Origin of the sequence: Pseudonocardia xinjiangensis (assembly GCF_050948425.1) — a bacterium.
In the GTDB taxonomy this organism is placed as follows: domain Bacteria; phylum Actinomycetota; class Actinomycetes; order Mycobacteriales; family Pseudonocardiaceae; genus Pseudonocardia; species Pseudonocardia xinjiangensis.
In genome coordinates, this window is the sequence record NZ_CP192009.1 from 7,823,547 (window position 1) to 7,844,910 (window position 21,364).

The 21,364-nt window shown below is 72.0% G+C and carries 16 protein-coding genes; 10 read left to right on the forward strand and 6 right to left on the reverse strand.

Annotated features, from left to right (window positions below; translation table 11 throughout):
• The first annotated feature begins 91 nt into the window (after nt 1–91).
• Nucleotides 92–901: an N-acyl homoserine lactonase family protein gene (locus ACQPZA_RS37040; RefSeq protein ID WP_433277231.1), complete on the forward strand. Its 810-nt coding sequence runs from the start codon at nt 92–94 to the stop codon at nt 899–901.
• A gap of 9 nt (nt 902–910) precedes the next feature.
• Here ACQPZA_RS37040 and ACQPZA_RS37045 read toward each other — a convergent pair whose 3' ends face one another.
• From ACQPZA_RS37045 to ACQPZA_RS37055, 3 genes are all read right to left on the reverse strand, one after another.
• On the reverse strand, nt 911–2,482 hold the full coding sequence (locus ACQPZA_RS37045; protein WP_433277233.1) for a glycosyltransferase family 87 protein: 1,572 nt from the start codon (nt 2,480–2,482) through the stop codon (nt 911–913).
• Nucleotides 2,479–5,079, reverse strand: coding sequence for a transglycosylase domain-containing protein (locus ACQPZA_RS37050; protein ID WP_433277235.1), 2,601 nt, complete (start codon nt 5,077–5,079; stop codon nt 2,479–2,481). Before ACQPZA_RS37050 ends, ACQPZA_RS37045 begins: the two co-directional genes overlap by 4 nt.
• Before the next feature lie 168 nt (nt 5,080–5,247).
• Nucleotides 5,248–5,664 carry a DUF5318 domain-containing protein gene (locus ACQPZA_RS37055; protein ID WP_169400625.1) on the reverse strand — a complete coding sequence of 139 codons (417 nt, stop codon included), beginning with the start codon at nt 5,662–5,664 and terminating at the stop codon, nt 5,248–5,250.
• 150 nt (nt 5,665–5,814) lie between these two features.
• On the opposite strand from ACQPZA_RS37055, the gene ACQPZA_RS37060 reads away from it, so the two are divergent.
• From ACQPZA_RS37060 to ACQPZA_RS37075, 4 genes are all read left to right on the forward strand, one after another.
• Nucleotides 5,815–6,435 (forward strand): PadR family transcriptional regulator, encoded by a 621-nt coding sequence (locus tag ACQPZA_RS37060; protein WP_433277237.1) that lies wholly within the window; start codon nt 5,815–5,817, stop codon nt 6,433–6,435.
• A gap of 13 nt (nt 6,436–6,448) precedes the next feature.
• Complete coding sequence (locus tag ACQPZA_RS37065) at nt 6,449–7,528, forward strand: inositol-3-phosphate synthase (RefSeq protein ID WP_169400627.1); 1,080 nt, start codon at nt 6,449–6,451, stop codon at nt 7,526–7,528.
• A gap of 524 nt (nt 7,529–8,052) precedes the next feature.
• Nucleotides 8,053–8,613, forward strand: a complete 561-nt coding sequence (locus ACQPZA_RS37070; protein WP_433283143.1) for a C40 family peptidase — start codon at nt 8,053–8,055, stop codon at nt 8,611–8,613.
• Between the two features lie 109 nt (nt 8,614–8,722).
• A complete protein-coding gene (locus ACQPZA_RS37075) occupies nt 8,723–9,421 on the forward strand; it encodes an SDR family oxidoreductase (protein WP_169400208.1) in 699 nt (232 codons plus the stop codon).
• Here ACQPZA_RS37075 and leuS read toward each other — a convergent pair.
• Nucleotides 9,418–12,318: a leucine--tRNA ligase gene (gene leuS, locus ACQPZA_RS37080; RefSeq protein ID WP_433277240.1), complete on the reverse strand. Its 2,901-nt coding sequence runs from the start codon at nt 12,316–12,318 to the stop codon at nt 9,418–9,420. The two genes, ACQPZA_RS37075 and leuS, sit on opposite strands and share 4 nt — an antisense overlap.
• A 203-nt stretch (nt 12,319–12,521) precedes the next feature.
• Here leuS and ACQPZA_RS37085 point away from each other — a divergent pair, with 203 nt between their 5' ends.
• Nucleotides 12,522–12,980, forward strand: coding sequence for an SdpI family protein (locus ACQPZA_RS37085; RefSeq protein WP_433277242.1), 459 nt, complete (start codon nt 12,522–12,524; stop codon nt 12,978–12,980).
• Nucleotides 12,981–13,008: 28 nt separating this feature from the next.
• On the opposite strand, the gene ACQPZA_RS37090 is transcribed toward ACQPZA_RS37085, so the two are convergent.
• Entirely contained in the window at nt 13,009–13,617 is a 609-nt protein-coding gene (locus ACQPZA_RS37090) for a YqgE/AlgH family protein (RefSeq protein ID WP_169400211.1), read from the reverse strand.
• 33 nt (nt 13,618–13,650) lie between these two features.
• Between ACQPZA_RS37090 and ACQPZA_RS37095 the strand changes: the two genes are divergently transcribed.
• Nucleotides 13,651–14,982 carry an MFS transporter gene (locus tag ACQPZA_RS37095; RefSeq protein WP_433277244.1) on the forward strand — a complete coding sequence of 444 codons (1,332 nt, stop codon included), beginning with the start codon at nt 13,651–13,653 and terminating at the stop codon, nt 14,980–14,982.
• A 68-nt stretch (nt 14,983–15,050) separates the two neighbouring features.
• On the opposite strand, the gene ACQPZA_RS37100 is transcribed toward ACQPZA_RS37095, so the two are convergent.
• Nucleotides 15,051–16,517 carry a CCA tRNA nucleotidyltransferase gene (locus ACQPZA_RS37100; RefSeq protein WP_433277246.1) on the reverse strand — a complete coding sequence of 489 codons (1,467 nt, stop codon included), beginning with the start codon at nt 16,515–16,517 and terminating at the stop codon, nt 15,051–15,053.
• Nucleotides 16,518–16,616: 99 nt separating this feature from the next.
• Here ACQPZA_RS37100 and ACQPZA_RS37105 point away from each other — a divergent pair, with 99 nt between their 5' ends.
• The 3 genes from ACQPZA_RS37105 to murJ are packed head-to-tail and all read left to right on the forward strand — an operon-like array spanning nt 16,617 to nt 21,327.
• Complete coding sequence (locus ACQPZA_RS37105; RefSeq protein WP_169400212.1) at nt 16,617–17,111, forward strand: NUDIX domain-containing protein; 495 nt, start codon at nt 16,617–16,619, stop codon at nt 17,109–17,111.
• Nucleotides 17,108–19,672 carry a DUF6049 family protein gene (locus tag ACQPZA_RS37110; protein ID WP_433277248.1) on the forward strand — a complete coding sequence of 855 codons (2,565 nt, stop codon included), beginning with the start codon at nt 17,108–17,110 and terminating at the stop codon, nt 19,670–19,672. The genes ACQPZA_RS37105 and ACQPZA_RS37110 overlap by 4 nt, the downstream gene beginning before the upstream one ends.
• Nucleotides 19,669–21,327, forward strand: coding sequence for a murein biosynthesis integral membrane protein MurJ (gene murJ, locus ACQPZA_RS37115; protein ID WP_433277250.1), 1,659 nt, complete (start codon nt 19,669–19,671; stop codon nt 21,325–21,327). The genes ACQPZA_RS37110 and murJ overlap by 4 nt, the downstream gene beginning before the upstream one ends.
• The last annotated feature ends 37 nt before the right edge of the window (nt 21,328–21,364 follow it).

Here is a 21,364-nt window from a genome sequence, read left to right on the forward strand (position 1 = left end):
GCGCAGCGAACATGACCTCGAGGCCGGCGTGCCCGGTCGGTTAGGCTGACCCGACTGTACGACAGTCTGATGATCGGACATGGAGGTCTGAATGATCGATCCGGCTGTGCTGGCGCCGGCCCGCGAGGTGCTCTCGGTGAAGTACGCCGAGCGCCGCGTCCGCCGCAGCGACGTCTTCCACGACTACGGGTCCTACGGCGACCCCGACGGCTGGCTCGACATGGACTACAACTTCTGGGTCATCCGGGACGACGACGGCGTCACCCTCGTCGACACCGGATACGACGTGGCCGCCCGCGACTGGCTCGGCGAGATTCCGGTGACCACGCCGCCGGAATGCCTCGACCTGCTGGAGATCGACCCCGCCTCCGTCACCCGGGTGATCACCAGCCATTTCCACTACGACCACATCGGTCACCTGGGCCTGTTCCCGACGGCGGAGGTGGTCTCCGGCGGGGCCGAGTACGACTACTGGTTCGCCAAGCGCGACAGCGGCGCACTCGGTGGCGAGTTCACCACCGAGGCCGACCTCGCCGTCGTGCAACGGGCCGAGGACGCCGGTCGCCTCCGGCTGGTGCGGGAACCGGCCCGGGTGGGTCCCTCGGTGGCGGTGCACCCGGTGGGCGGCCACTGCCCCGGCGAGTTGGTCGTCACCGTGCAGACGGCACGCGGCCCGCTGGTGCTCGCCTCCGACGCGGCCCATTTCTACGAGCAGATCCAGCACGGGTGGCCGTTCTTCGCCTTCACCGACCTCGACGAGATGCGGGAAGGCCTGGCCACGATCAACACGATGGCCGACAAGTTCGGGGCCACGGTCGTCCCGGGCCATGACGCCCGTACGCGCGAGCGCTTCCCCGCTGCGGCAGGACGCGCCGGACAGGTGGCCGTCGTCCTGGGATGACGCGAACCGTCAGGCACCGTTCCGGGCGGGATCGGTTCCCGGCGACACGGAGCCGTTGCGTGCCGGGGACGGCTCCGGCCGTCTCGACCTCGGCAGCGGGGGCCAGTCCGGGTCGTCCCGGTCCGTGCCGCGCAACCGCACCGCCCGCACCGGATCGGTCTCGGGTCGCAGGACGGAACGCACCACCAGCACGCACAGGAGCACGACCATCGCGTCGCGGAGTACGACGGCCCCGAGGAACCAGTCCGGCGGCAACCCCTTCGACGCAGGGGTCAGGTAGTAGAACATCCGCGGGACCCAGACCAGTGCGTCGACCAGCATCCAGGCCAGCAGCAGCCGCCACCGCGGGAGAGCGAGCACCGCGAGAGGTACGAGCCACAGCGAGTACTGCGGGCTCCACACCTTGTTGACCAGCAGGAACGCGGCCACCACGAGGAACGCCAGCGACGCCAGCCGCGGGGGCTGCGGTGCCCGCCAGGCCAGCACAGCGATGCCGGCACAGCACAGCACGAACAGCACCGCGCTCACCGTGTTGAGCACCGTGGGCGGCTGGCCCGACGCCAGTTGACCGTCGAACCCTGGCCAACCCGTGAAGTACGAGACGACGAAGTACAGCGAGTCGGGATCGGCGGGCCGCGTCTGGTTGAGCCGGAAGAACTCCCACCAGCCCCGCGTGAACGTCACCGCGACCGGCGCGTTGATCATCGCCCACGTGACGACGGCCGCCACCGCCGTGGTGATGCCGATGGCCGCGTCGCGGCGGCGGAAGGCGACGAGCACGATCGGTAGCAGCAGTAGCAGCGGGTAGGCCTTGAAGGCCCCACCGATCCCCAGCAGCACGCCGGCGAGCCCGGGGTTCCGGCGGGCGAGCGCGAGCAGGGCCAGCGTGGCGCACGCGACCGCGAGCGTGTCGAAGTTGGTGAACGCGTGCACCACCACCAGCGGTGACACCGCCACCAGTGCGGCATCCCACGGCCGGGACGGGCGCAGCATGCGCACCCCCCACACCACCACGAGCCACGCCATGGCCAGCCAGGCCGCCGAGATGTTGAAGTACACGACGACGGGTAGCGCCGTCGGGAGTGTCGGCAGCTGCCGGGCGAGCCACAGCCAGGCGTCGGCGAGCCGGGCGTTGGCGTACTGGAAGTACCCGGTCAGGACCGGGTACTCCATGTAGCGCACCTGCTCCGACGGGGTGCCGCCGTTCTCGACCCACGAGTCCCGGTAGGGCACGGCCCCGCTGTCGAGACCCTCGACCCCGTAGAGCGGGACGGTGTCCGAATAGCACATGGCGACGTACTGGCGGCCGTTGCGCCAGTCGAGCATCAGGCCGCCGTCCGATGACGGGCCCTGCTGCAGGCACGGCGCCTTACCGAGCCAGCCCAGTGCCAGCACGACCACCGCGAGGAGCAGCACCGCACGCAGCGGCGTCCAGAACGCGCTGCGACCGATCAGCGCGTGCCGGCCCAGCGGACCGCCCACGATCCGGCTGGCGGTGGCCACGAACGGTTCCGTCCAGGTGGGGACGACCCGGGCGGGCGGCGCGGGAGGCCGCCCTGCCCCCCGCCCGGCTCCGGTCACCGCGTGGATCCGGCCGCGTTGTTCGCCGGCGCGTTGCGACCGCTGTCGCCGCCGCCTCCGGTGGGTTGGTCGTTGCTGTCCCCGCCGCGCGGGTTGCCGCCGCCTCCGTTGCCGCCGCCACTGCCGTTGCCGTCGTTGCTGTTGCCGTTGCCGTCGTTGTTGCCGTTGCCGTCGTTGTTGTTGTTGTTGTTGCCGTTGTTGCCACCGTCGCCCGGCAGGACCCCGAACGGGCTGTCGGAGTCGTCGTCCGAGTTGCCGTTCTCGTTGCCGTTGCCGTTCGAGTCGCCACGACCGTTGTTGTCGTCGTCGCCCGTGGTCGGTGACCCGCTCTGCGGTGAACCCGAGGTGGGCGGGGCGCCCGAGGTGTTGGTGGTGGGGTCGGCAGCCGGCGGCACGCCCATCGGCACGAACTTGGAGAACTGCTCCTTCGGCGTGCCGCGCAGGGCGTCGTTCATGAACTCCTGCCAGATCGACCCGGGCAGCATGCGCCCGAAGATCGGGCTGCCGGCGGCGTTCTTGATCGGGTCGCTCTTGTCGCTGCCGACCCAGACCGCGGTGGAGATCGACGGGGTGTAGCCGACCGTCCACGCGTCCTTGTTCTGGCCCGGGACGTCCGCCTGCACGGTGCCCGTCTTGGCCGCGACCGGCCTGCCGTCCGACAGCGCGATCCGGGAACTGCTCGCGACATCGATCATCGACTCGGTGACGTTGCGCGCCACTTGCTGGGGGACCGCCTGCTCGCCGGCCGCCTCCCCGCGGTCGTAGAGCACCCGGCCGTCGGCCGCGACGACCTTCGAGACGAGGTACGGCTCGTGCCGCTCACCGTCGTCGGCGAACGTTGCGAACGCCGCCGCCATGTCGATGACGTGGACCTCGGAGTCACCGAGCGCGATACCACCGCGGGCGTTGAGCTCCACGTCGTCCGGGATGCCGGCCTGGTGGGCCGCATCGGCCACGCGCTGGGTGCCGACGTCGACCGCCATCCGGTAGAAGATCGTGTTGATCGACTTCGTCATCGCCGTCTGCACGGTGCACTTGTCGCAGTTGAAGCCCTCGGAGTTGTTGACGGTGACCCCACCCTCGAACTGTTGAGGCGAGGAGCCGTCGTAGGTGGAGCCGAGCCCGATGCCCTCGTTGCTCTGCAACGCGGCGGACAGCACGAACGGCTTGAACGACGACCCGGGCTGGCGCTTGGCGTTGGCGTAGTCGGTGGCGAGGCCGTTGGCACCGCCGTAGTAGGCCAGGATCGCACCGGTTTTCGGGTCGACCGAGACCAGCGCCGTACGCAGGTTGGCCGGCTGGCCCTCCATCACCTTCTTGATGGCCTTGACGGCCTCCGCCTGCCGCGGCTGCTGCACCGTGGTGGTGATCGTGAGGCCCTCGGTGTCGATCTGGTCCTCGGTGATCCCCTTGGCCGTGAGCTCCCCGACGGCCTTGTCGTAGATGTGGTACCGGTCGTCGTCGGGAACTCCGCCCAGCTGAGGGGGCTCAGGCAGCCAGTTGGTGGGGAACGTCTGCTGGGCGCGTTCGGCCGGGGTGAGGTACTTGTTCTCCACCATCCGGTCGAGAGCCCGGTTCCAGCGTTCCGTCGACTTCTGCTCGCTCTTGGCGGGGTCGTACGCGGACGGCGCCGAGATGATGCCGGCCAGCATCGCGCTCTCGGAGACCGTCAGGTCCTTGACGTCCTTGTTGAAGTAGGCCTTCGCCGCAGCCTGGATCCCGTAGGCGCCCCGGCCGAGGTAGATGGTGTTGAGGTAGTTCTCGAGGATCTGGTCCTTGGTCTGCTCACGGGAGATCTTCACCGCGAGCACGACCTCCTTGTACTTGCGCAGCAAGGAGACCTCGTCGTGGCCGGTGGAGACCTTGATGTACTGCTGGGTGATCGTGGAACCGCCGCCGATCCCACCGGTGAGCTGGTTGTAGACCGCACGGAAGATGCCCGTGATGTCGAAGCCGGGGTTCGAGTAGAAGGTGTTGTCCTCGGTGGCCACCACGGCCTGGCGGGTCTGCAGGGGAATCCGGTCGAGCGTGACCTTCACCCGGTTGACGTTCTCGGGCCGCACCGTGGCCAACGGCTGCCCGTCCGCGAAGGTGAACGTGGCGACCTGGGTGAGCGTCGCCTCGTCGGAGGTGGGGACGTCGAAGATCATCCAGCCGACGGCGAAGGCGAGGAACGGGCCGATCACCGCCAGACCGAGCAGCACGTAGAGGATCCGGCGGATCCGACGCCACGGGCTGTGCTTGCGGGACGGCGGCACCGGAGTGCCCGGTCCGGTCCCCCCGGCCGTCGCCGTCCGTTCCGCGAGAGCGAGCGCACCCTCCCTCGCCACCGAGGCGGCACCGGTCTCGTCGTGGGTGAGCAGCGGCATGTCCCCGGACGCGTACGGCGCCCTGGGACCGCCGGGCTGCTGCGGTACCGGCGGGCCGTCCGGACGGTAGCGCTGAGGCGGGACGGGACCGGGCGGGGGCGCGGCAGGGGCCCGGCCGCGCTGCGGCTGGCCGGGAGCAGGCGGATAGGGCGCTCCCGGGTGCGGCGGCCGCGGCTGCTGGCCCCCGGGACGTGGGGCCCCGGGAGGCGGGGCGCCGGGAGGCGGCATGGGACGCCCTCCGGGGAGGGGGCCGCCGGGCATCGGGGGACGCGGCGGAGGGCCGGATCGGGGACCAGGGGCACCCGGCGGCGTCTGGCCGGGGCCTCCGGCCATGCCGAACCGGGGGTGGTGCTGATCACTCACCGGTGCTCCGGAGGTTCGGGGGTTGGGACTCGGTCACTCGGCGGCGGTCCTGCGTCGATCGGATCTGCGACCACTGGTGGGGGGAGCGTCACCAGTGCCCATGACGTAGGACAGCACGAGATGGTTCCAGCTACAGGTGCGGCAGACCTCCACCACGTAGACGGAGAAATCGGCGTAGGAGTTCGCCAGTTGCTCGATCTCCTCGGGCTTGCGGGCCGAACCCGCCGCATGCTTGAGCGCGTCACCGAAGATCCACGACACCTGGGTGAGCCGCTCCTTGCGGCAGACCGGACAGGTCTGGTCGGTGGGCTCACCATGGAACCGCGCGGCTCGGAGCAGGTACGGGCTGGCGTCGCAGACCTCGGCAACCCCGACCCGACCGGAGTGGACCTCTGCGAGCAGCGCCCGACGCTGCAACGCGTAGTCGACCACCTGTCGCTGGGTGCGCACCCGGCCAGGGTACGCGGGCTGTCACGCCCCCTGTTGGGAACGCCTCCGGTGCACTCGTTCAGCGGGTGGCGTACATCTCGACACAGCGGGTAGATGTATCGAGCCGATACACTGGGTGCTGGCATCGGGCAGAGAGGCAGGTGGGTCGTCGTGCTGGAGCTCGCGATCCTCGGCCTGCTGCACGAAGCCCCGGTACACGGCTATGAACTGCGCAAACAGCTCGGGTTGCGGCTGGGCGGGTTCCGGGTGTTCTCCTACGGCTCGCTCTACCCGGCGCTGCGCCGCCTGACGCGCGCCGGCCTGATCGTCGAGGATCCGGAGCAGACGCCCGAGCCGGGCGCGTGGTCCCGGCGGGCCAGGCGCGTCTACCGCATCACCGCGGAGGGCAAGGAGCGCTTCGCGGAGCTGCTGAGCGAGTCCGGCCCCCAGTCGTGGGACGACGAGAGCTTCGGCGTGCACCTCGCCTTCTTCTCCCGCACCCCGGCAGAGGCCCGGATGCGGATCCTCGAAGGCCGCAGGCGCGCCGTCGAGGAACGCCGCGAGGGGCTGCGGTCGACGCTGGCCAAGGCAGGTGCACAGATCGACCGATACACCCGGGAGCTGCACCAGCTCGGCCTCGACACGAGTGAGCGCGAGGTGCGCTGGCTCAACGAGCTGATCGCCACCGAGCGTGCGCAGCAGGACAGCGCCACCGGCGACGCTGCCGACCACCACTCGGATACCGACCACCCAGGGACCCGCGAGCCAGGGCCTGGGCACACAGAAACATGAGGAGGAGCCGGCCATGACTCAGGTCCGTGTCGCCGTCGTCGGCGTCGGGAACTGCGCAGCGTCGCTCGTACAGGGCGTTCACTACTACGCGGACGCCGACCCGGCCACCCGCGTTCCTGGACTGATGCACGTCGACTTCGGCGGCTATCACGTCCGGGACATCACGTTCGTCGCCGCGTTCGACGTGGATGCCAAGAAGGTCGGTCGTGACCTCTCCGAGGCCATCGGCGCCAGCGAGAACAACACGATCAAGATCTCCGACGTGCCGCCGCTCGACGTGCCCGTGCAGCGTGGGCACACGCTCGACGGGCTGGGCCGGTTCTACCGTGAGACGATCACGGAGTCCGACGAGCAGCCGGTCGACGTCGCACAGGTGCTCCGGGACACCGGAGCCGATGTGCTCGTGTCCTACCTCCCGGTGGGGAGCGAGGCGGCCGACCGGTTCTACGCGCAGGCCGCCATCGACGCCGGCGTGGCGTTCGTCAACGCGCTGCCGGTGTTCATCGCCTCCGACCCCGTGTGGGCCGAGAAGTTCCGCGTGGCCGGTGTGCCCATCGTCGGTGACGACATCAAGAGCCAGGTGGGCGCCACCATCACCCACCGGGTGCTGGCGAAGCTCTTCGAGGACCGCGGCGTGCAGCTCGACCGCACCATGCAGCTCAACGTGGGCGGGAACATGGACTTCCTGAACATGAAGGAGCTCGAGCGGCTGGAGTCGAAGAAGGTCTCCAAGACGCAGTCGGTCACGTCGCAGGTCGACCGGGATCTCGGCAAGGACAATGTCCATATCGGACCGTCGGACTACGTGGCATGGCTCGACGACCGCAAGTGGGCGTACGTGCGACTCGAGGGCCGCGCTTTCGGGGACGTGCCATTGAACATGGAGTACAAGCTCGAGGTCTGGGACTCGCCCAACTCGGCCGGCATCATCATCGACGCCGTGCGCGCGGCGAAGATCGCCAAGGATCGGGGCATCGGCGGCCCGCTGCTGTCGCCGTCGAGCTACTTCATGAAGTCGCCGCCGGAGCAGTACAGCGACGACGAGGCCCGGCGGGCCGTGGAGGAGTTCATCCGCGGCGAGCGGGAGCGCTGACACCCCCGCCTTCCGCATCCACCGGCCCCGGCCGCGGCACCCGCCGCTGCCGGGGCCGGCTGCTTTTTTCGTTCCGCGGGCACAACCTTTTCGTGCGATCAACTTCGTTTCATAACGCAATAGATTTTCACTCTTTCGGATTATTGGCAACGCCAATGGCCCCCTGATCGACACTAGGCCGGGGACGATCTACGCAATTGCCGAGACCCGCCGGCAGGTCGGCGCCGGCGCACTCCACTATTCGGGTGGAAACATCGGTGATCACGATCACATATTGGGGTTGCTTCATTGAGAGATACGTCATGCCGAATTAGTGAAACGCCTTCGTAGCGTCTCGGACGGCCCTGCTGGCACCGCCGCTCACCCGGAGCGGGGGGCGCAGGGTCACCGTCTGACGGGCGGGGTGCGGCACGGCCGGGAACTTCGGCGGCTGCGCGTACTCGCTCCCCGTTGACGCCGCCAGCTCCCCGGTTCGGCGGCCGTACGTCGGGCGGTGCTCACCCCGAGGAACCGCATCCGTGCCCATGCACATCCCTGCTCTGGCAACCCGCGCCGCCATCACGGCCACCGCCACCGCTGCCGCCGCTCTCGTCGGCGTCCTGCCCGCCCTCAACGGCGTGGCCGCCCCCACCGCAGCACCTGCAGCAGCACCAGAACCCGCAGTGACCCCCGCAGCGCCGGTGAACTCCCCCGCCACCGTCGAGCTGCCGGTGGAAACCGTCGCCCTGTCCAGGCCCAGCGCCGTCGGGGCGAGAGCCGTCGGCCACGCGATGAGCAAGCTCGGTGCCCCGTACCGCTGGGGCGCAACCGGCCCCAACGCCTTCGACTGCTCAGGACTGGTGAGCTGGGCCTTCAAGAACGCCGGCGTCTCCCTGCCCCGCAACAGCCGGGCGATGTCCAGGGTGGGCAGGCCGGTCGCGAAGTCCGACCTCCGCCCCGGTGACCTGGTCTTCTTCTACCGGCCCGTGAGCCACGTCGGCATCTACATCGGCGGCGGCAAGGTCGTGAACGCGGTGAACTCGAGGACCCCGGTCAAGGTCTCGAACATCAACGCCATGCCGTTCAACGGCGCCCGCCGGATCTGACCCGCGCCACGCGGTCCGCCCGGCCCCCCACGTTCCCCACCCCCCGCGGCCGGGCGGACCGGTGTCCCCGGAGGTAGGACCAGGTCAGGAGGTCGTAGAGTGCGCGCCCGTGACGGAGCTCGACCTACGTCCTCTCGCCCTGGTCACCGGGGCGTCCCGCGGCATCGGCGCCGCCGTGGCGAGGGCGCTCGCCCCCGGGCATGACCTGCTGCTCGGCGGCCGGGACACGGAGGCGCTGAAAGCACTGGCGGCCGAGCTACCGGGCGCGCGCCCGTGGCCCGTCGAGCTCACCGACACCGCGGCACTGGCCGAGGCGGCGGGCGGCGTCGAGCGCCTGGACGTGCTCGTGCACTCGGCCGGGATGAGCGCGCTCGGCACCGTCGCCGACACCTCAGTGGCTACCTGGCGGCGCCAGTTCGAGGTGAACGTCGTCGCGGTGGCCGAGCTGACCAGGCTGTTGCTGCCTGCGCTCCGGGCCGCCCGGGGACGGGTCGTGCTCCTGAACTCCGGCGCGGGCCTCGCCGCCAACCCGGGCTGGGCCTCCTACGCCGCCAGCAAGTTCGCCCTGCGGGCGTTCGCCGACGCGCTGCGCGCCGAGGAGGCCCCCAACGGCCTGCGGGTCACCTCGCTGCACTGCGGCCGCGTCGACACCGGGATGCAGCGCAACGTCGTCGCCCAGGAGGGCGGCGAGTACCGACCGGAGGCCTACCTGCGGCCGGAGTCGGTGGCCGGGGCCGTGCTGCTGGCCGTGACGGCGCCCGACGACGCCGCCCTCACCGAGCTCGTGCTGCGACCGGCCGCCGGCTAGATCACCACGTTGACGAGGCGGCCCGGCACCACGATGACCTTGCGGGGAGTGCGGCCGTCCAGCAGGGCGGCGACCTTCTCCTCGGCCAGCGCGGCTGCCTCCACCACGTCCGTACCGGCGTCCGCCGCCACGGTGATCCGGCCGCGCACCTTGCCGTTGACCTGGATCGGGTACTCGACGGTGTCAGCCACCAGGTACTGCTCATCGGCCACCGGGAACGGACCGTGGGCCAGCGAGCCCTCATGGCCCAGCAGCGACCACAGCTCCTCGGCGACGTGCGGCGTCAGCGGCGCCATCATCTGCACCAGCTGCTCGGCGACACTCCGCGGCACACCGGTGCTGCCGTAGGCCTTGGTCAGGTGGTTGTTCAGCTCGATCAGCTTGGCCGCGGCCGTGTTGTAGTGCAGCGCCACGAAGTCGGCGTGCACCCCGGCGATCGCCCGGTTCAGCGCACGCAGCGTGTCGACGTCGGGCTCCTCGTCGGTGACGCGGACCGTGCCGGTGTGCTCGTCGACCAGGTTGCGCCACACGCGCTGCAGGAACCGCTGCGAACCCACGACGTCGCGGGTGGACCACGGACGGGAGACGTCCATCGGCCCCGTCGACATCTCGTACAGGCGGAAGGTGTCGGCGCCGTAGCGCTCGCACATCTCGTCGGGAGTCACCACGTTGCGCAGTGACTTGCCCATCTTCCCGTACTCCCGGCGCACCCGCTGCCCGTTCCACGTGAAACCAGGAGTGCCGTCGGGCTCGACGACCTCGACGACCTCCTCGGCCGGCACGTAGGCGCCGCGCGCGTCGGTGTAGGCGAAGGCCTGGATGTAGCCCTGGTTGAACAGCCGGCGGAACGGCTCCTCGGAGGTGACGTGGCCCAGGTCGAAGAGCACCTTGTGCCAGAACCGGGCGTACAGCAGGTGCAGCACCGCGTGCTCGACACCGCCGACGTACAGGTCGACGCCGCCGGGGTCGGCCGGACCGCGGGACGGGTCCTTGCCCAGCCAGTACCGCTCGACCTCGGGGTCGACGAAGCGCTCGGAGTTCTCCGGGTCCAGGTACCGCAGGTAGTACCAGCACGAGCCGGCCCACTGCGGCATCGTGTTCGTCTCGCGGCGGTAGCGCTGCACGCCGTCCCCGAGGTCCAGGTCGACCGCCACCCACTCCTCGGCACGCGACAGCGGCGGCTCCGGCTCGGTGTCGGCGGCGTCGGGGTCGTACGTCTTCGGGGAGTAGTCGTCGATCTCGGGCAGCTCGACGGGCAGCTGGTCGTCCGGCAGGGGGACCGGCAGGCCGTCGGTGTCCCACGCGATCGGGAACGGCTCGCCCCAGTACCGCTGCCGGGAGAACAGCCAGTCGCGCAGCTTGTACTGGACGACCGACTCACCGGCCTCCCGCGCCGCCAGCCAGTCGATGATCGCGCGCTTGGCGTCGGAGACGCCCAGGCCGTTCAGGCTGATCTCGTCGTTCGCCGAGTTGATCGCCGCGCCGTCACCCGTGTAGGCCTCGCCGTCCCAGCCCTCGCTCGGCTGCACGGTGCGGGTGATCGGCAGGCCGAAGGCCGTGGCGAAGTCCCAGTCGCGCTGGTCCTGGGCCGGCACCGCCATGATCGCGCCGGTGCCGTAGCCCATCAGCACGTAGTCGGCGACGAAGACCGGGATCGGCTGCCCGTTCACCGGGTTGGTGGCGTAGGCGCCGGTGAAGACGCCGGTCTTCTCCCGGTTCTCCTGCCGGTCCAGCTCCGACTTGCGCGCCGCTGCGTCCCGGTAGCCGGTGACGGCCTCCCGCGGCGTGGCGGCCCCGCCGGTCCAGCGGGCATCGACGTCGGCGGGCCACGCCTCGGGCGTGATCGCGTCGACCAGCGGGTGCTCGGGCGCGAGCACCATGTAGGTGGCGCCGAACAGGGTGTCGGGGCGGGTGGTGAAGACCTCGATCGGGGTGCCGACGCCGGTGATGGGGAAACGGACCTGCGCACCCTCGGAGCGGCCGATCCAGTTGCGCTGCATCGCCTTGACGGAGTCGGGCCAGTCCAGCCGGTCCAGATCGGCCGTCAGCCGGTCGGCGTAGGCGGTGATCCGCATCATCCACTGCTTCAGGTTGCGCCGGAACACGGGGAAGTTGCCCCGCTCGCTGCGGCCGTCGGCGGTGACCTCCTCGTTGGCCAGCACCGTGCCCAGACCCGGGCACCAGTTCACCGGCGCCTCCGAGATGTAGGCCAGCCGGTGCCCGTCGACCACCCGGCGCCGCTCCACGCCCGTCAGCTCGGTCCAGGCCCGCCCGTCGGGAACGGTTCGGGTGCCGTCGGCGTACTCGGCCTCCAGGTCCGCGATCGGACGTGCCTTCTGCTGCGCCTCGTCGTACCAGGAGTTGTAGATCTGCAGGAAGATCCACTGCGTCCACCGGTAGAACTCCACGTCGGTGGTGGCCACCGAGCGACGCTCGTCGTGGCCCAGGCCCAGCCTGCGCAGCTGCGCCTTGTAGCGCTGGATGTTCTCCTCGGTGGTCTTGCGCGGGTGCGTGCCCGTCTGCACGGCGTACTGCTCGGCGGGCAGCCCGAACGCGTCGAAGCCCATCGCGTGCAGCACCGTGCGACCGTTCATCCGCAGGTAGCGACCCAGCACGTCCGTGCCGATGAATCCCAGCGGGTGACCCACGTGCAGCCCGGACCCGGACGGGTACGGGAACATGTCGAGCAGGTAGACCTTCTCGCCTGCGGTGGCGGTCGGATCGGCCCACGGCCCCGACGGGTTGGGGGCGTGGAAGGTGCCCTCGCTCTCCCACCGGTCCTGCCAGCGACGCTCGATCTGCGCGGCCAGCCGCGCGTTGTACCGGTAGGGCAGCGCCCCGTCGTCGGCTGGGCCGTCGGCGCGCTCCGGCGCAACTGCGGTCGTGTCCGTGCTCATGTCCCACTCCTGGGAGGTGTCTAGTCGGCCCGAAAACCAGAAGACCCCCCTGCCGCTCGGGCATGAGGGGTCGGCCGCGCCGGGTGCTGCCTACTGCGACGCGGCCTCGACGAGGAGTCGATGGGCCACGCCTCCAGGGTAGCTCCGCTGACGCAGGTCCCGCGCCCGGGTTCGCCTAGCGCCGCGGCCATTAGGCTGGCGACGTGCCGCAGTCACTCCGTCTGGTCCTCGGTTCGCTGCTCGTGCTGGCCGGGCTCGCACTCATCGCCGTCGCCGTGCTCGGCGCCCGCTCGCGGCTGCGCCGCAACGCCTGGGTGGGGGTCCGCACGGAGACGACACTGAGCTCGCACGCGGCGTTCGTCATCGGCAACAGGGCGGCGGCCGCGCCGGCCGGCGCCGCCGGTGCGGTCGCGGTGGCGGGCGGAGCGGTGCTGCTCTCGGGAGCGGACGGTGTGCTCGGCTGGGTGGTGCTGGCCGTGGCGGTCGTCGGCACGCTCGGGCTCGCCGGCGTCGCCGGAGTGGTGGGCGACCGCGCCGCGACCTCCGTGCCCCCGCCGGCCTTCGCGCCGTCCGGCTGCTCGGGCACGTGCGCCGGATGCGACCTCGTGGCGGGTTGCCGCGACACGGCAGCCGGCGTCCCGAGCGGCGCCGAACAGGGCTGACAGGGCTGACAGGGCCGAGCGCCGACCGTCAGTTGTGCCGGACGTCGGACGGGTAGGTCGCCAGCAGCGAGAGCGGCATGCCCTGCCGGCGCAGCACCTGGCCCCACAGCCCCGCGTCGTGGCCGGCCAGCACGTCGTCGGGCAGGGCTGGGATCACGATCCAGTCACCCCGGTCGATCTCCCCGGCGAGCTGCCCCGCGTCCCAGCCCGAGTAGCCGGCGAAGACGCGCAGGCCACGAAGACTCGGGCCGATCGCCGCCGGATCGGTGTCCAGGTCGACCAGGACCACCGGTCCGCGCACCCGCACCAGCCCCTCCACGTTGCCCGGGTGCAGGCCGGTGCGCACCGCTCCGAGGCAGAGCGCCGTCTCCCCCTCCACCGGACCACCGACGAACACCGCCTGGGGCTGCGCGGACAGCGGCGCCCATGCGGGCAGCACGTCGCGCACCGGGACCTCGCTCGGCCGGTTCAGCACGACGCCGAGACTGCCCCGGTCCCGGTGCTCGATCATGAAGATCACCGTGCGGTGGAAGTTGGGATCCAGCAGCCCCGGCGCCGCGACGAGCAGGCTGCCCGGTCCCGGCTCGGAACCAGGAGAAGCACCAGAGCCCGAGCGGTCGTCCACCACGCGGTCCATCGTCGCATCCGGCAGTCCGCGTAGCCTTCGCCCGTGCCGACATCGGGACCACCGACGCCGCCGGTCGCCGCAGGAACAGCGGCGCCGGAGGCGACCGAGCGACTGGGTTTCGCCCGGCTCGTCCGCACCCACGGCCTCCGTCGCCTTCTGGCCGTGCGCTTCGCCACACAATGGGCCGACGGCGTGTTCCAGGCCGCACTCGGCGGCGCGGTCCTCTTCAACCCCGAGCGGCAGGCCGATCCGCTCGCCGTCGCCGCCGGCCTGGCCGTGCTGCTGCTCCCGTACTCGTTGATCGGCCCGTTCGCCGGGGCGCTGCTGGACCGCTGGGACCGCAAGCGGGTGCTGATGGCGGCCAACATCGTGCGGGCCGCGCTCATCGTCGTGGTCGCGGCCACGGTCTTCACCGGCGTCTCCGGCCCGGGCCTGTACCTCGCTGCCCTCGCCGTCGCCGGGGTCAGCCGGTTCGTCAACTCGGGCCTGTCGGTGGCGCTCCCGCACGTCGTCCCCCGGCGCCACCTCGTCGAGGCCAACACCTTCGCGGTCACCGTCGGCGCCGGCATGGCCGCACTCGGCGGGGCCAGCGCGATCGGGATCCGCGCACTCGTCGGGCCCGACGACACCGGCTCGGCGATCACCACGCTGGTGGCCGTGGTCGGGTCGCTGCTCGCCGCCGCACTGGCAGCGGGGTTCGGCCGCGGGTCACTCGGACCCGACCGGACCGACCCGGGCAGCCGCACCGCCGTCACCGTCCTGCACGGGCTCGCCGACGGGGTACGCGCCACCGCCGCCACCCCCTCGGTGGCCGCGTCCTTCCTCGCGCTGGCGGCCCACCGGCTCTCCATCGGCATCACCACACTGCTGTCGCTGCTGCTCTTCCGGTACGCGTTCACCGACAGCGGGCTGTTCCGCGCCGGGCTGGCGGGCATCGGCGAGGCCGTCCTGCTCGGCGCGGCGGGCCTCGGGGTCGCGGCGCTGCTCACGCCGTGGATGGTGCGGCGCTGGGGTCGCCCCCGCACGATCCGCACGGCGCTCGTGGTCGCCACGGTCACGCAGGTCGCTCTGGCGCTACTGCTGTCCGCGCCCGCCGTGCTGGCAGCGGCGTTCGTGCTCGGCGCCACGGGCCAGATCGTGAAGCTGTGCACCGACGCCGCGGTGCAGAGCGAGGCGGGCGACGGGTTCCTCGGCCGGGTGTTCGCGCTCTACGACATCGTGTTCAACGTCGGGTACGTGCTCGCGGTGGCCGTGGCCGCCCTGCTCAGCCCACCCGACGGCTACGCGCCGTGGCTCCTGGGCGCGGCGGCCGCCCTCTACCTGCTGGGGCTGCTGGCCCACGACCAGCAACTGCGGCGCACGCGCAAGGCCTGACCGCCGCCCCTCGTCGCAGCAAAGCCACTTTCACGCAACGAGCTTGCATGAACGTGGCTTTGCTGCAATCAGCCGACGCCGTTCTCGGACGCCCAGGTGCGCAGCTCGGCCTCCGCTTCCTCCCGAGTCAGCGGGCCGCGCTCCATGCGGACGGCGAGCAGGTGCTTGTAGGCCTTGCCGACGAGCGGGCCCGGCGGGACGCCGAGCAGCTCCATGATCGCGTTGCCGTCGAGGTCGGGCCGGATCGCGTCGAGCTCCTCCTGCTTGCGCAGCTCCGCGATCCGGTGCTCGAGGGAGTCGTAGCTGCGCTGCAGCGTGGCCGCGCGGCGCCGGTTGCGGGTGGTGCAGTCCGACCGCACGAGCTTGTGCAGCCGGTCGAGCAGGGGGCCCGCGTCGGCGACGTAGCGCCGGACCGCGGAGTCGGTCCACTCGCCGGTGCCGTAGCCGTGGAACCGCAGGTGCAGGAACACGAGCTGGGCGACGTCGTCGATGACGGCCTTGGGATAGCGCAGCTCACGCAGGCGCCGCCGCACCATCTTCGCCCCGACCACCTCGTGGTGGTGGAAGCTGACGCGCCCGTCGGGTTCCTTGCGCCGGGTGTCGGGCTTGCCGATGTCGTGCAGCAGGGCCGCGAGGCGCAGCACGAGGTCCGGGCTCCCGGGCTCCTCCCGCTCGATCGCCTGCTCCATGACGACCAGCGAGTGCGTGTAGACGTCCTTGTGCTGCATGTGCTCGTCGACGGCCAGCCGCATCGCCGGCACCTCCGGCAGCACCTGCTCGGCGAGCCCCGTGTCGACCATCAGCTCGACCGCCCGGCGCGGGTGCGTGCCGCAGATCAGCTTGCTGAGCTCCACCTGCACCCGCTCGCGGGTGATCCGGCGCAGCTCCGCCGCCATCGCCGTCATGGCCGTGAGGACCCGCGGGGCGGGCGCCAGGCCCAGCTGGGAGACGAACCGCGCGGCCCGCAGCATCCGCAGCGGGTCGTCGGCGAAGGACTCCTCCGGCGTCGCCGGCGTGTCGAGGACACCGGCCGCGAGCGCGGCCAGCCCGCCGTGCGGGTCGACGAAGCGGCGCTCGGCGCCGGTGAGCTCCACCGCCATCGCGTTGACGGTGAAGTCGCGGCGCACGAGGTCGTCCTCGATGGTGTCGCCGAAGGCGACCACCGGGTTGCGGGTGACGCGGTCGTAGGCGTCGGCGCGGAACGTGGTGATCTCCACGGTGTCACCGCGCTTGCGCGCACCGACCGTGCCGAAGGCGATGCCGGTGTCCCAGACCGCGTCGGCCCAGCCGGCGAGCAACGCGAGCACCGCGTCGGGCCGCGCGTCGGTGGTGAAGTCGAGGTCGCCGGACTCGCGCCCGAGAAGGGCGTCGCGGACGCTGCCACCGACGAGGTAGAGGCGGTGCCCGGCCAGCGCGAAGCGGGCCGCCAGCTCCTCGGCGACCGGCCCGATCTGCACCATCTCCACGACCGCATTCTCCTGGGCACGTACGAGGTCGGGGGGAACGGCACCGGACGCCAGGGCTGCTGCGGACACGGCGGGCCAGTGTAGGCGCCCGGGTCGGACGCGGCGACGAGGATGGTGGCCCCGGCGCTGGCCGGGCACCGGAACCGGTCTGCTCGATACGATCGCCGCATGTCCACATCCCGCGGCCGCTCCGGGGGGCGCCGCGCGAGCCGCCCTTCGGACCGCAGGCGGCGGCTGCGGACGGTCGACGAGACGTCGGCCGGTGGGCTGGTGGTGGACCCCGCGTCGGGCACGGCCGCGGTGATCGGGCGCCTGGACCGGCGGGGACGTCTGTTGTGGTCGTTGCCCAAGGGCCACATAGAGGCCGGTGAGACGGCCGAGGAGGCGGCGGTGAGAGAGGTCGAGGAGGAGACCGGCATCATCGGCCGCGTGGTCGCACCACTGGGCACCATCGACTTCTGGTTCGTCGCCGAGGATCGGCGCGTGCACAAGACCGTGCACCACTTCCTGCTGCGCGCCCTCGGCGGCGAACTGTCCGACTCCGACGTCGAAGTCTCCGAGGTGGCCTGGGTGCCGCTCGAGGAGCTCGAGTCGCGGCTGGCCTACGCCGACGAGCGACGCTTGATCCGGCGGGCCACGGAGCTCCTGGAGGAGACGGCGTGAAGCCGATCGCGACCCTGGTCGCGATCCCGGTTCGGATGCTCACGGCGCTGGCGCTGACGGGGCTGGCACTGACGGGACTGCTGCTCGTAGGGCCGTCGGCCACCCCGGCGTACGCATCCCCCGTCCGGGCCGCACCGCTCCAGTCCCCGTTCCAGCTGGATCCGGACGGGACCGCCGGGCCGCTCCGGCTGGACCTGACGCAGCTCACGCCGCGCGTGGTCACCACGGGCGGGCCCCGCGTCCTCACTCTCGCCGGCACGCTGACGAACACCGGCGACCAGCCGATCGGGGACCTGGTGATCCGCGTGCAGCGCGGCGACCCGCTGGGCACGGAGGGCGCGGTCCGGGACGCGCTGGACGGCGACGCGAGCACCGACGCGGTCACCCCCCAGTTCACCGGCCTCCCCGGGGAGCTCGCACCCCGCGGCCAGATGCCGATCCGGCTGACCGTCCCGCTCCGGGGCGCGCCCGGCACGAGCCTCGCGCTCGGCTCGACCGGGGTGCACGAGCTGCTCGTCAACGTCAACGGGGTGCCCCGCGACGGCCAGCGGGCGCGGCTGGCCGCGGTCCGGATGCTGCTGCCCGTGCTGTCCCTGCCGCCGTCCCCCGACGGGGCGGGCAGCGTTCCCCCGCCTCCGGCCGGCCCGGCCATCCCGTTCTCGCTGCTGTTCCCGATCACCGACACCCCGCGGTTGGTCGCGACGGTGCCGGGCGAGCCCACCCTGCTCACCGACGACGACCTCGCCGCGTCCATGGCTCCCGGCGGTCGACTCGGCAGCCTCGTCTCGGCGCTCACCACGAACGCGCCTCCCGGGTCCAGCGTTCGGGAGGCCACCTGCCTGGCCATCGACCCCGACCTCGTGGAGACGGCGTCCCTGATGCGCGCGGGCTACGAGGTCGAGCGGCCCGGTGGCGGCGGCCCGGTGCCCGGGTCGGGCGCGGAGGTGGCCGGGCAATGGCTGGACAGTCTCGCCGCGGTGGCGAAGGGCGGCTGTGTGATCGCGCTGCCGTACGCGGATGCAGATCTCGTCGCTCTGACGAGAGGTGGGCTCGGGGAGCTCGCCACGACCACGATCCAGGAGGGCAGGCAGGTCCTGTCCGACATCCTGCACACCACGGTCGTGCCCGGCGTCACGTGGCCCGTCGGTGGGGTGGCCGACGACCCCGCGCTGGACCGGATCGGCGAGGCCGACGGCCGGTCACTGGTGCTCTCCGCCGACGGCGTCGACCAGGGCCGCGTGCAACGTCACAGTGGCGTGGTGCCCATCGCGGGCGGCAACCTGCCCCAGTTCGCGGTGCTGACCGATCCGCTGCTCACCCGCGCCGCCACCGGGCCCAGCAGCTTCACCGGCCCCGACCCCGGACGCGGGGGAGCCGTGGTGTCGACCACCCCGGCCGGCGTGGTCGGTCCGCTGTCCACGCAGGACCTCATCGGCGCGCTCACCTTCCGCACGGAGGAGGCGCCGGACGACGCCGCCGCGCCCGGCCCGCTCGTGCTCGCGCCGCCACACCAGTGGGCGGTCGAGGGCGCCGGGGCCGACGCGCTGCTCGCCACCGTCGACCAGCTTCTCCAGGCTCACCGGATCGTGCCCCGCGCGCTCGACGGGGTGCTCGCGGCTGGTCCGCCCGCCGGGACCGCCCCGCTCGCCCCCGCCTACCCGTTGCGGGCAGGGGGCAGCGAGATCCCCGGCAGCGCGGTCGACATCGTCGGTGAGACCGCACGGGACATCGAGGACCTGAGCTCTGCCGCCGTACCCCGTTCCGGTGTGGGGGTCAGTCCCGACGACGCGTTCGACCCGCTCCGGCTCGGCCTCGCCCGGCCGGTCTCGGCGGCATGGCGGGGCCGGCCCGCCGCCGCCACCGCGGCCGCGACGGCGGGCGCGGGGAGGGTGGCCGAACTGCGCGCATCGGTGCGCGTGCTGGAGCCGCCGAGCCCGTACTCGCTCGGGACCTCCGACGCCCCGATCCTGATCACCGTGGCGAACGGGTTGCCGGTCACGGTCGAGGTCCACGTCGAGATCCTCCCGTCGGCCGGCCTGCGAGTGGCGCCGATCCCGCCCCAGCAGGTGCCACCGCTCGGCAGGCGGCAGGTGCGGGTGAGCGCCGAGGTCACGCGCTCGGGCCAGTTCATCGTCCAGGCCGCGGTACGTACTCCGGGGGGAGAACTGCTCGGACCACCGAGCCGCCTGCGGGTGCGCTCCACCGCTTACGGCACCATCACCGTGTGGCTGACGGCGAGCGCGGGCGGGCTGCTCGTGGTGCTGGCGGTCCGTCGGGTACTCCGACGGGTCCGCGGCGAACCGGGCCGGACCCCCGGACGGGGCCGTCCGGCTCCGGAGACGGACGGCCGCCCGGAGCCGCCGCGCCCCCGCCCGGACCGCCCCGGCCCGGCCCACCCTGGCCCCCCGGGCCCTGGACGGGTCCCCCCGGCGAAGACGGGCGACCCGTTCCCGGACCCCCTCGCGGTCACCGAGCGCCTCCCGACGTCCCAGCCCCGGCCCGACGGACCGCCCCGCCCCCCGGGGCGCGGCCCGCAGCCGCCCCGCGTCCCCAGCCCGTGACCAACCCCGTTCCGGACGACAGTCCCACGGAGCAGCTCGTCGTCGTGACGCGGAAGCAGCCGTCGCTCGGGCGGTCGAGCAGCCTCATGGCGATCGCGAGCCTGGTCAGCCGGATCACCGGGTTCCTGCGCCAGGTCGCGCTGTTCACGGTGCTGGGCGCCACGATCATCAACGACTCGTACACCCTGTCGAACACGCTGCCCAACATCGTCTACGAGTTCCTGATCGGCGGCGTGCTGACCAGCGTGATGATCCCGCTGCTGGTGCGTGCCCAGACCGAGGACCGCGACGGCGGCGAGGCGTACACCCGCAAGCTGCTCACCCTCGCCGGGATCGCGCTGGTGGTGGCCACCGCGGTCGCCATGCTCGCGGCGCCCCTGCTGACCCGCATCTACATCGGCAGCCAGAGCACGGGCACGGCCGACCCCGCGCTCGCCACGACGCTGGCCTACATGCTGCTGCCGCAGATCTTCTTCTACGGCATGGGCGCGCTGCTCGGCTCGATCCTGAACAGCCGGGGCGCGTTCGGCGCGTTCGCCTGGGCTCCGGTGCTGAACAACGTCGTGGTCATCGGGGTCGTCGCGGTCTACATGGTGGTGCCGGAGGGTGCACGCCTGCTCGTGCTCGGTCTCGGCACCACACTCGGGATCGCCGTGCAGACGGTCGTCCTGATCCCGGCGGTGCGCCGGGCCGGCTTCCGCTACCGCCCGGTGTGGGGCTGGGACCCACGCCTCACCACCGCGGGCGGGCTCGCGGTGTGGGTCACGGCGTACGTGCTGATCGGCCAGGCCGGACTGATCATCACCTCCCGGGTGGCTTTCGCGGCCGACCAGGGGGCGTACGCGGTCTACTCGAACGCCTGGCTGCTGCTCCAGGTGCCCTACGGGGTGCTCGGCGTCTCACTGCTCACGGCGCTGATGCCGCGGTTGAGCCGCTCCGCCGCCGAGGGCCGGACCCACGACGTCGTGGCGGACCTGTCGCTGGGTACGAGGCTCTCCGCGGTGTTCCTCGTGCCGATCTCGGTGCTGCTCACGATCTTCGGCACGGAGGTCGGTGTCGCGCTGTTCGGACTCCGGCAGGCGAACCTCGACGGTGCCACCCTGCTCGGCACCACCGTTGCGGTCTCGGCCTTCGGGTTGCTGCCCTACGGCGTCACGATGCTGCAGCTGCGGGTGTTCTACGCGCTCACCGACAGCCGCACGCCCACGTTCATCCAGCTGTTCACCGTCGCGGTCAAGGTGCCGCTGCTGCTGCTGTGCCCGGTCCTGCTGCCTCCCCACGACGTCGTGCTGGGGCTGGCCGCGGCCAACGCCGTCTCGTTCGTGGCCGGCGCCGTGGTCGGCCAGGTGTTCCTGCGGCGCAAGCTGGGCCGGGTGCCGACGAGGCAGGTGCTGGGGACCGTGGGGCGGGCCCTCCTCGCCTCGGTCGCAGCCGGGCTGCTGGCGCTCGGCGCCGTCACCCTGCTCGACCGGCTGCTGACGGATCTGTCGCCGTTGGCACGAGCGTGGATCGAGCTCGCGGTGGCAGCGGTCGTGATGGCGGTTCTGACCCTGATAGCGATGAAACTGCTGCGAGTGCGCGAAATAGACTCCGCGCTCGCTCGCCTCGAACGGCTCGTCGACCGGCGCAAACCTCGGCGTGGGGCCTCCCCCTGACGTACCCTTCGAGTGGGGCGGGAGTGGTTCGCGGTGT

Coding starts and splice junctions, on each gene's coding strand:
- ACQPZA_RS37090 (WP_169400211.1), bottom strand. CDS start 13,617: ATGGACCGCGTGGTGGACGACCGCTCGGGCTCTGGTGCTTCTCCTGGT.
- ACQPZA_RS37050 (WP_433277235.1), bottom strand. CDS start 5,079: ATGCCGCCTCCCGGCGCCCCGCCTCCCGGGGCCCCACGTCCCGGGGGC.
- leuS (WP_433277240.1), bottom strand. CDS start 12,318: ATGAGCACGGACACGACCGCAGTTGCGCCGGAGCGCGCCGACGGCCCA.
- ACQPZA_RS37070 (WP_433283143.1), top strand. CDS start 8,053: ATGCACATCCCTGCTCTGGCAACCCGCGCCGCCATCACGGCCACCGCC.
- ACQPZA_RS37040 (WP_433277231.1), top strand. CDS start 92: ATGATCGATCCGGCTGTGCTGGCGCCGGCCCGCGAGGTGCTCTCGGTG.
- ACQPZA_RS37105 (WP_169400212.1), top strand. CDS start 16,617: ATGTCCACATCCCGCGGCCGCTCCGGGGGGCGCCGCGCGAGCCGCCCT.
- ACQPZA_RS37065 (WP_169400627.1), top strand. CDS start 6,449: ATGACTCAGGTCCGTGTCGCCGTCGTCGGCGTCGGGAACTGCGCAGCG.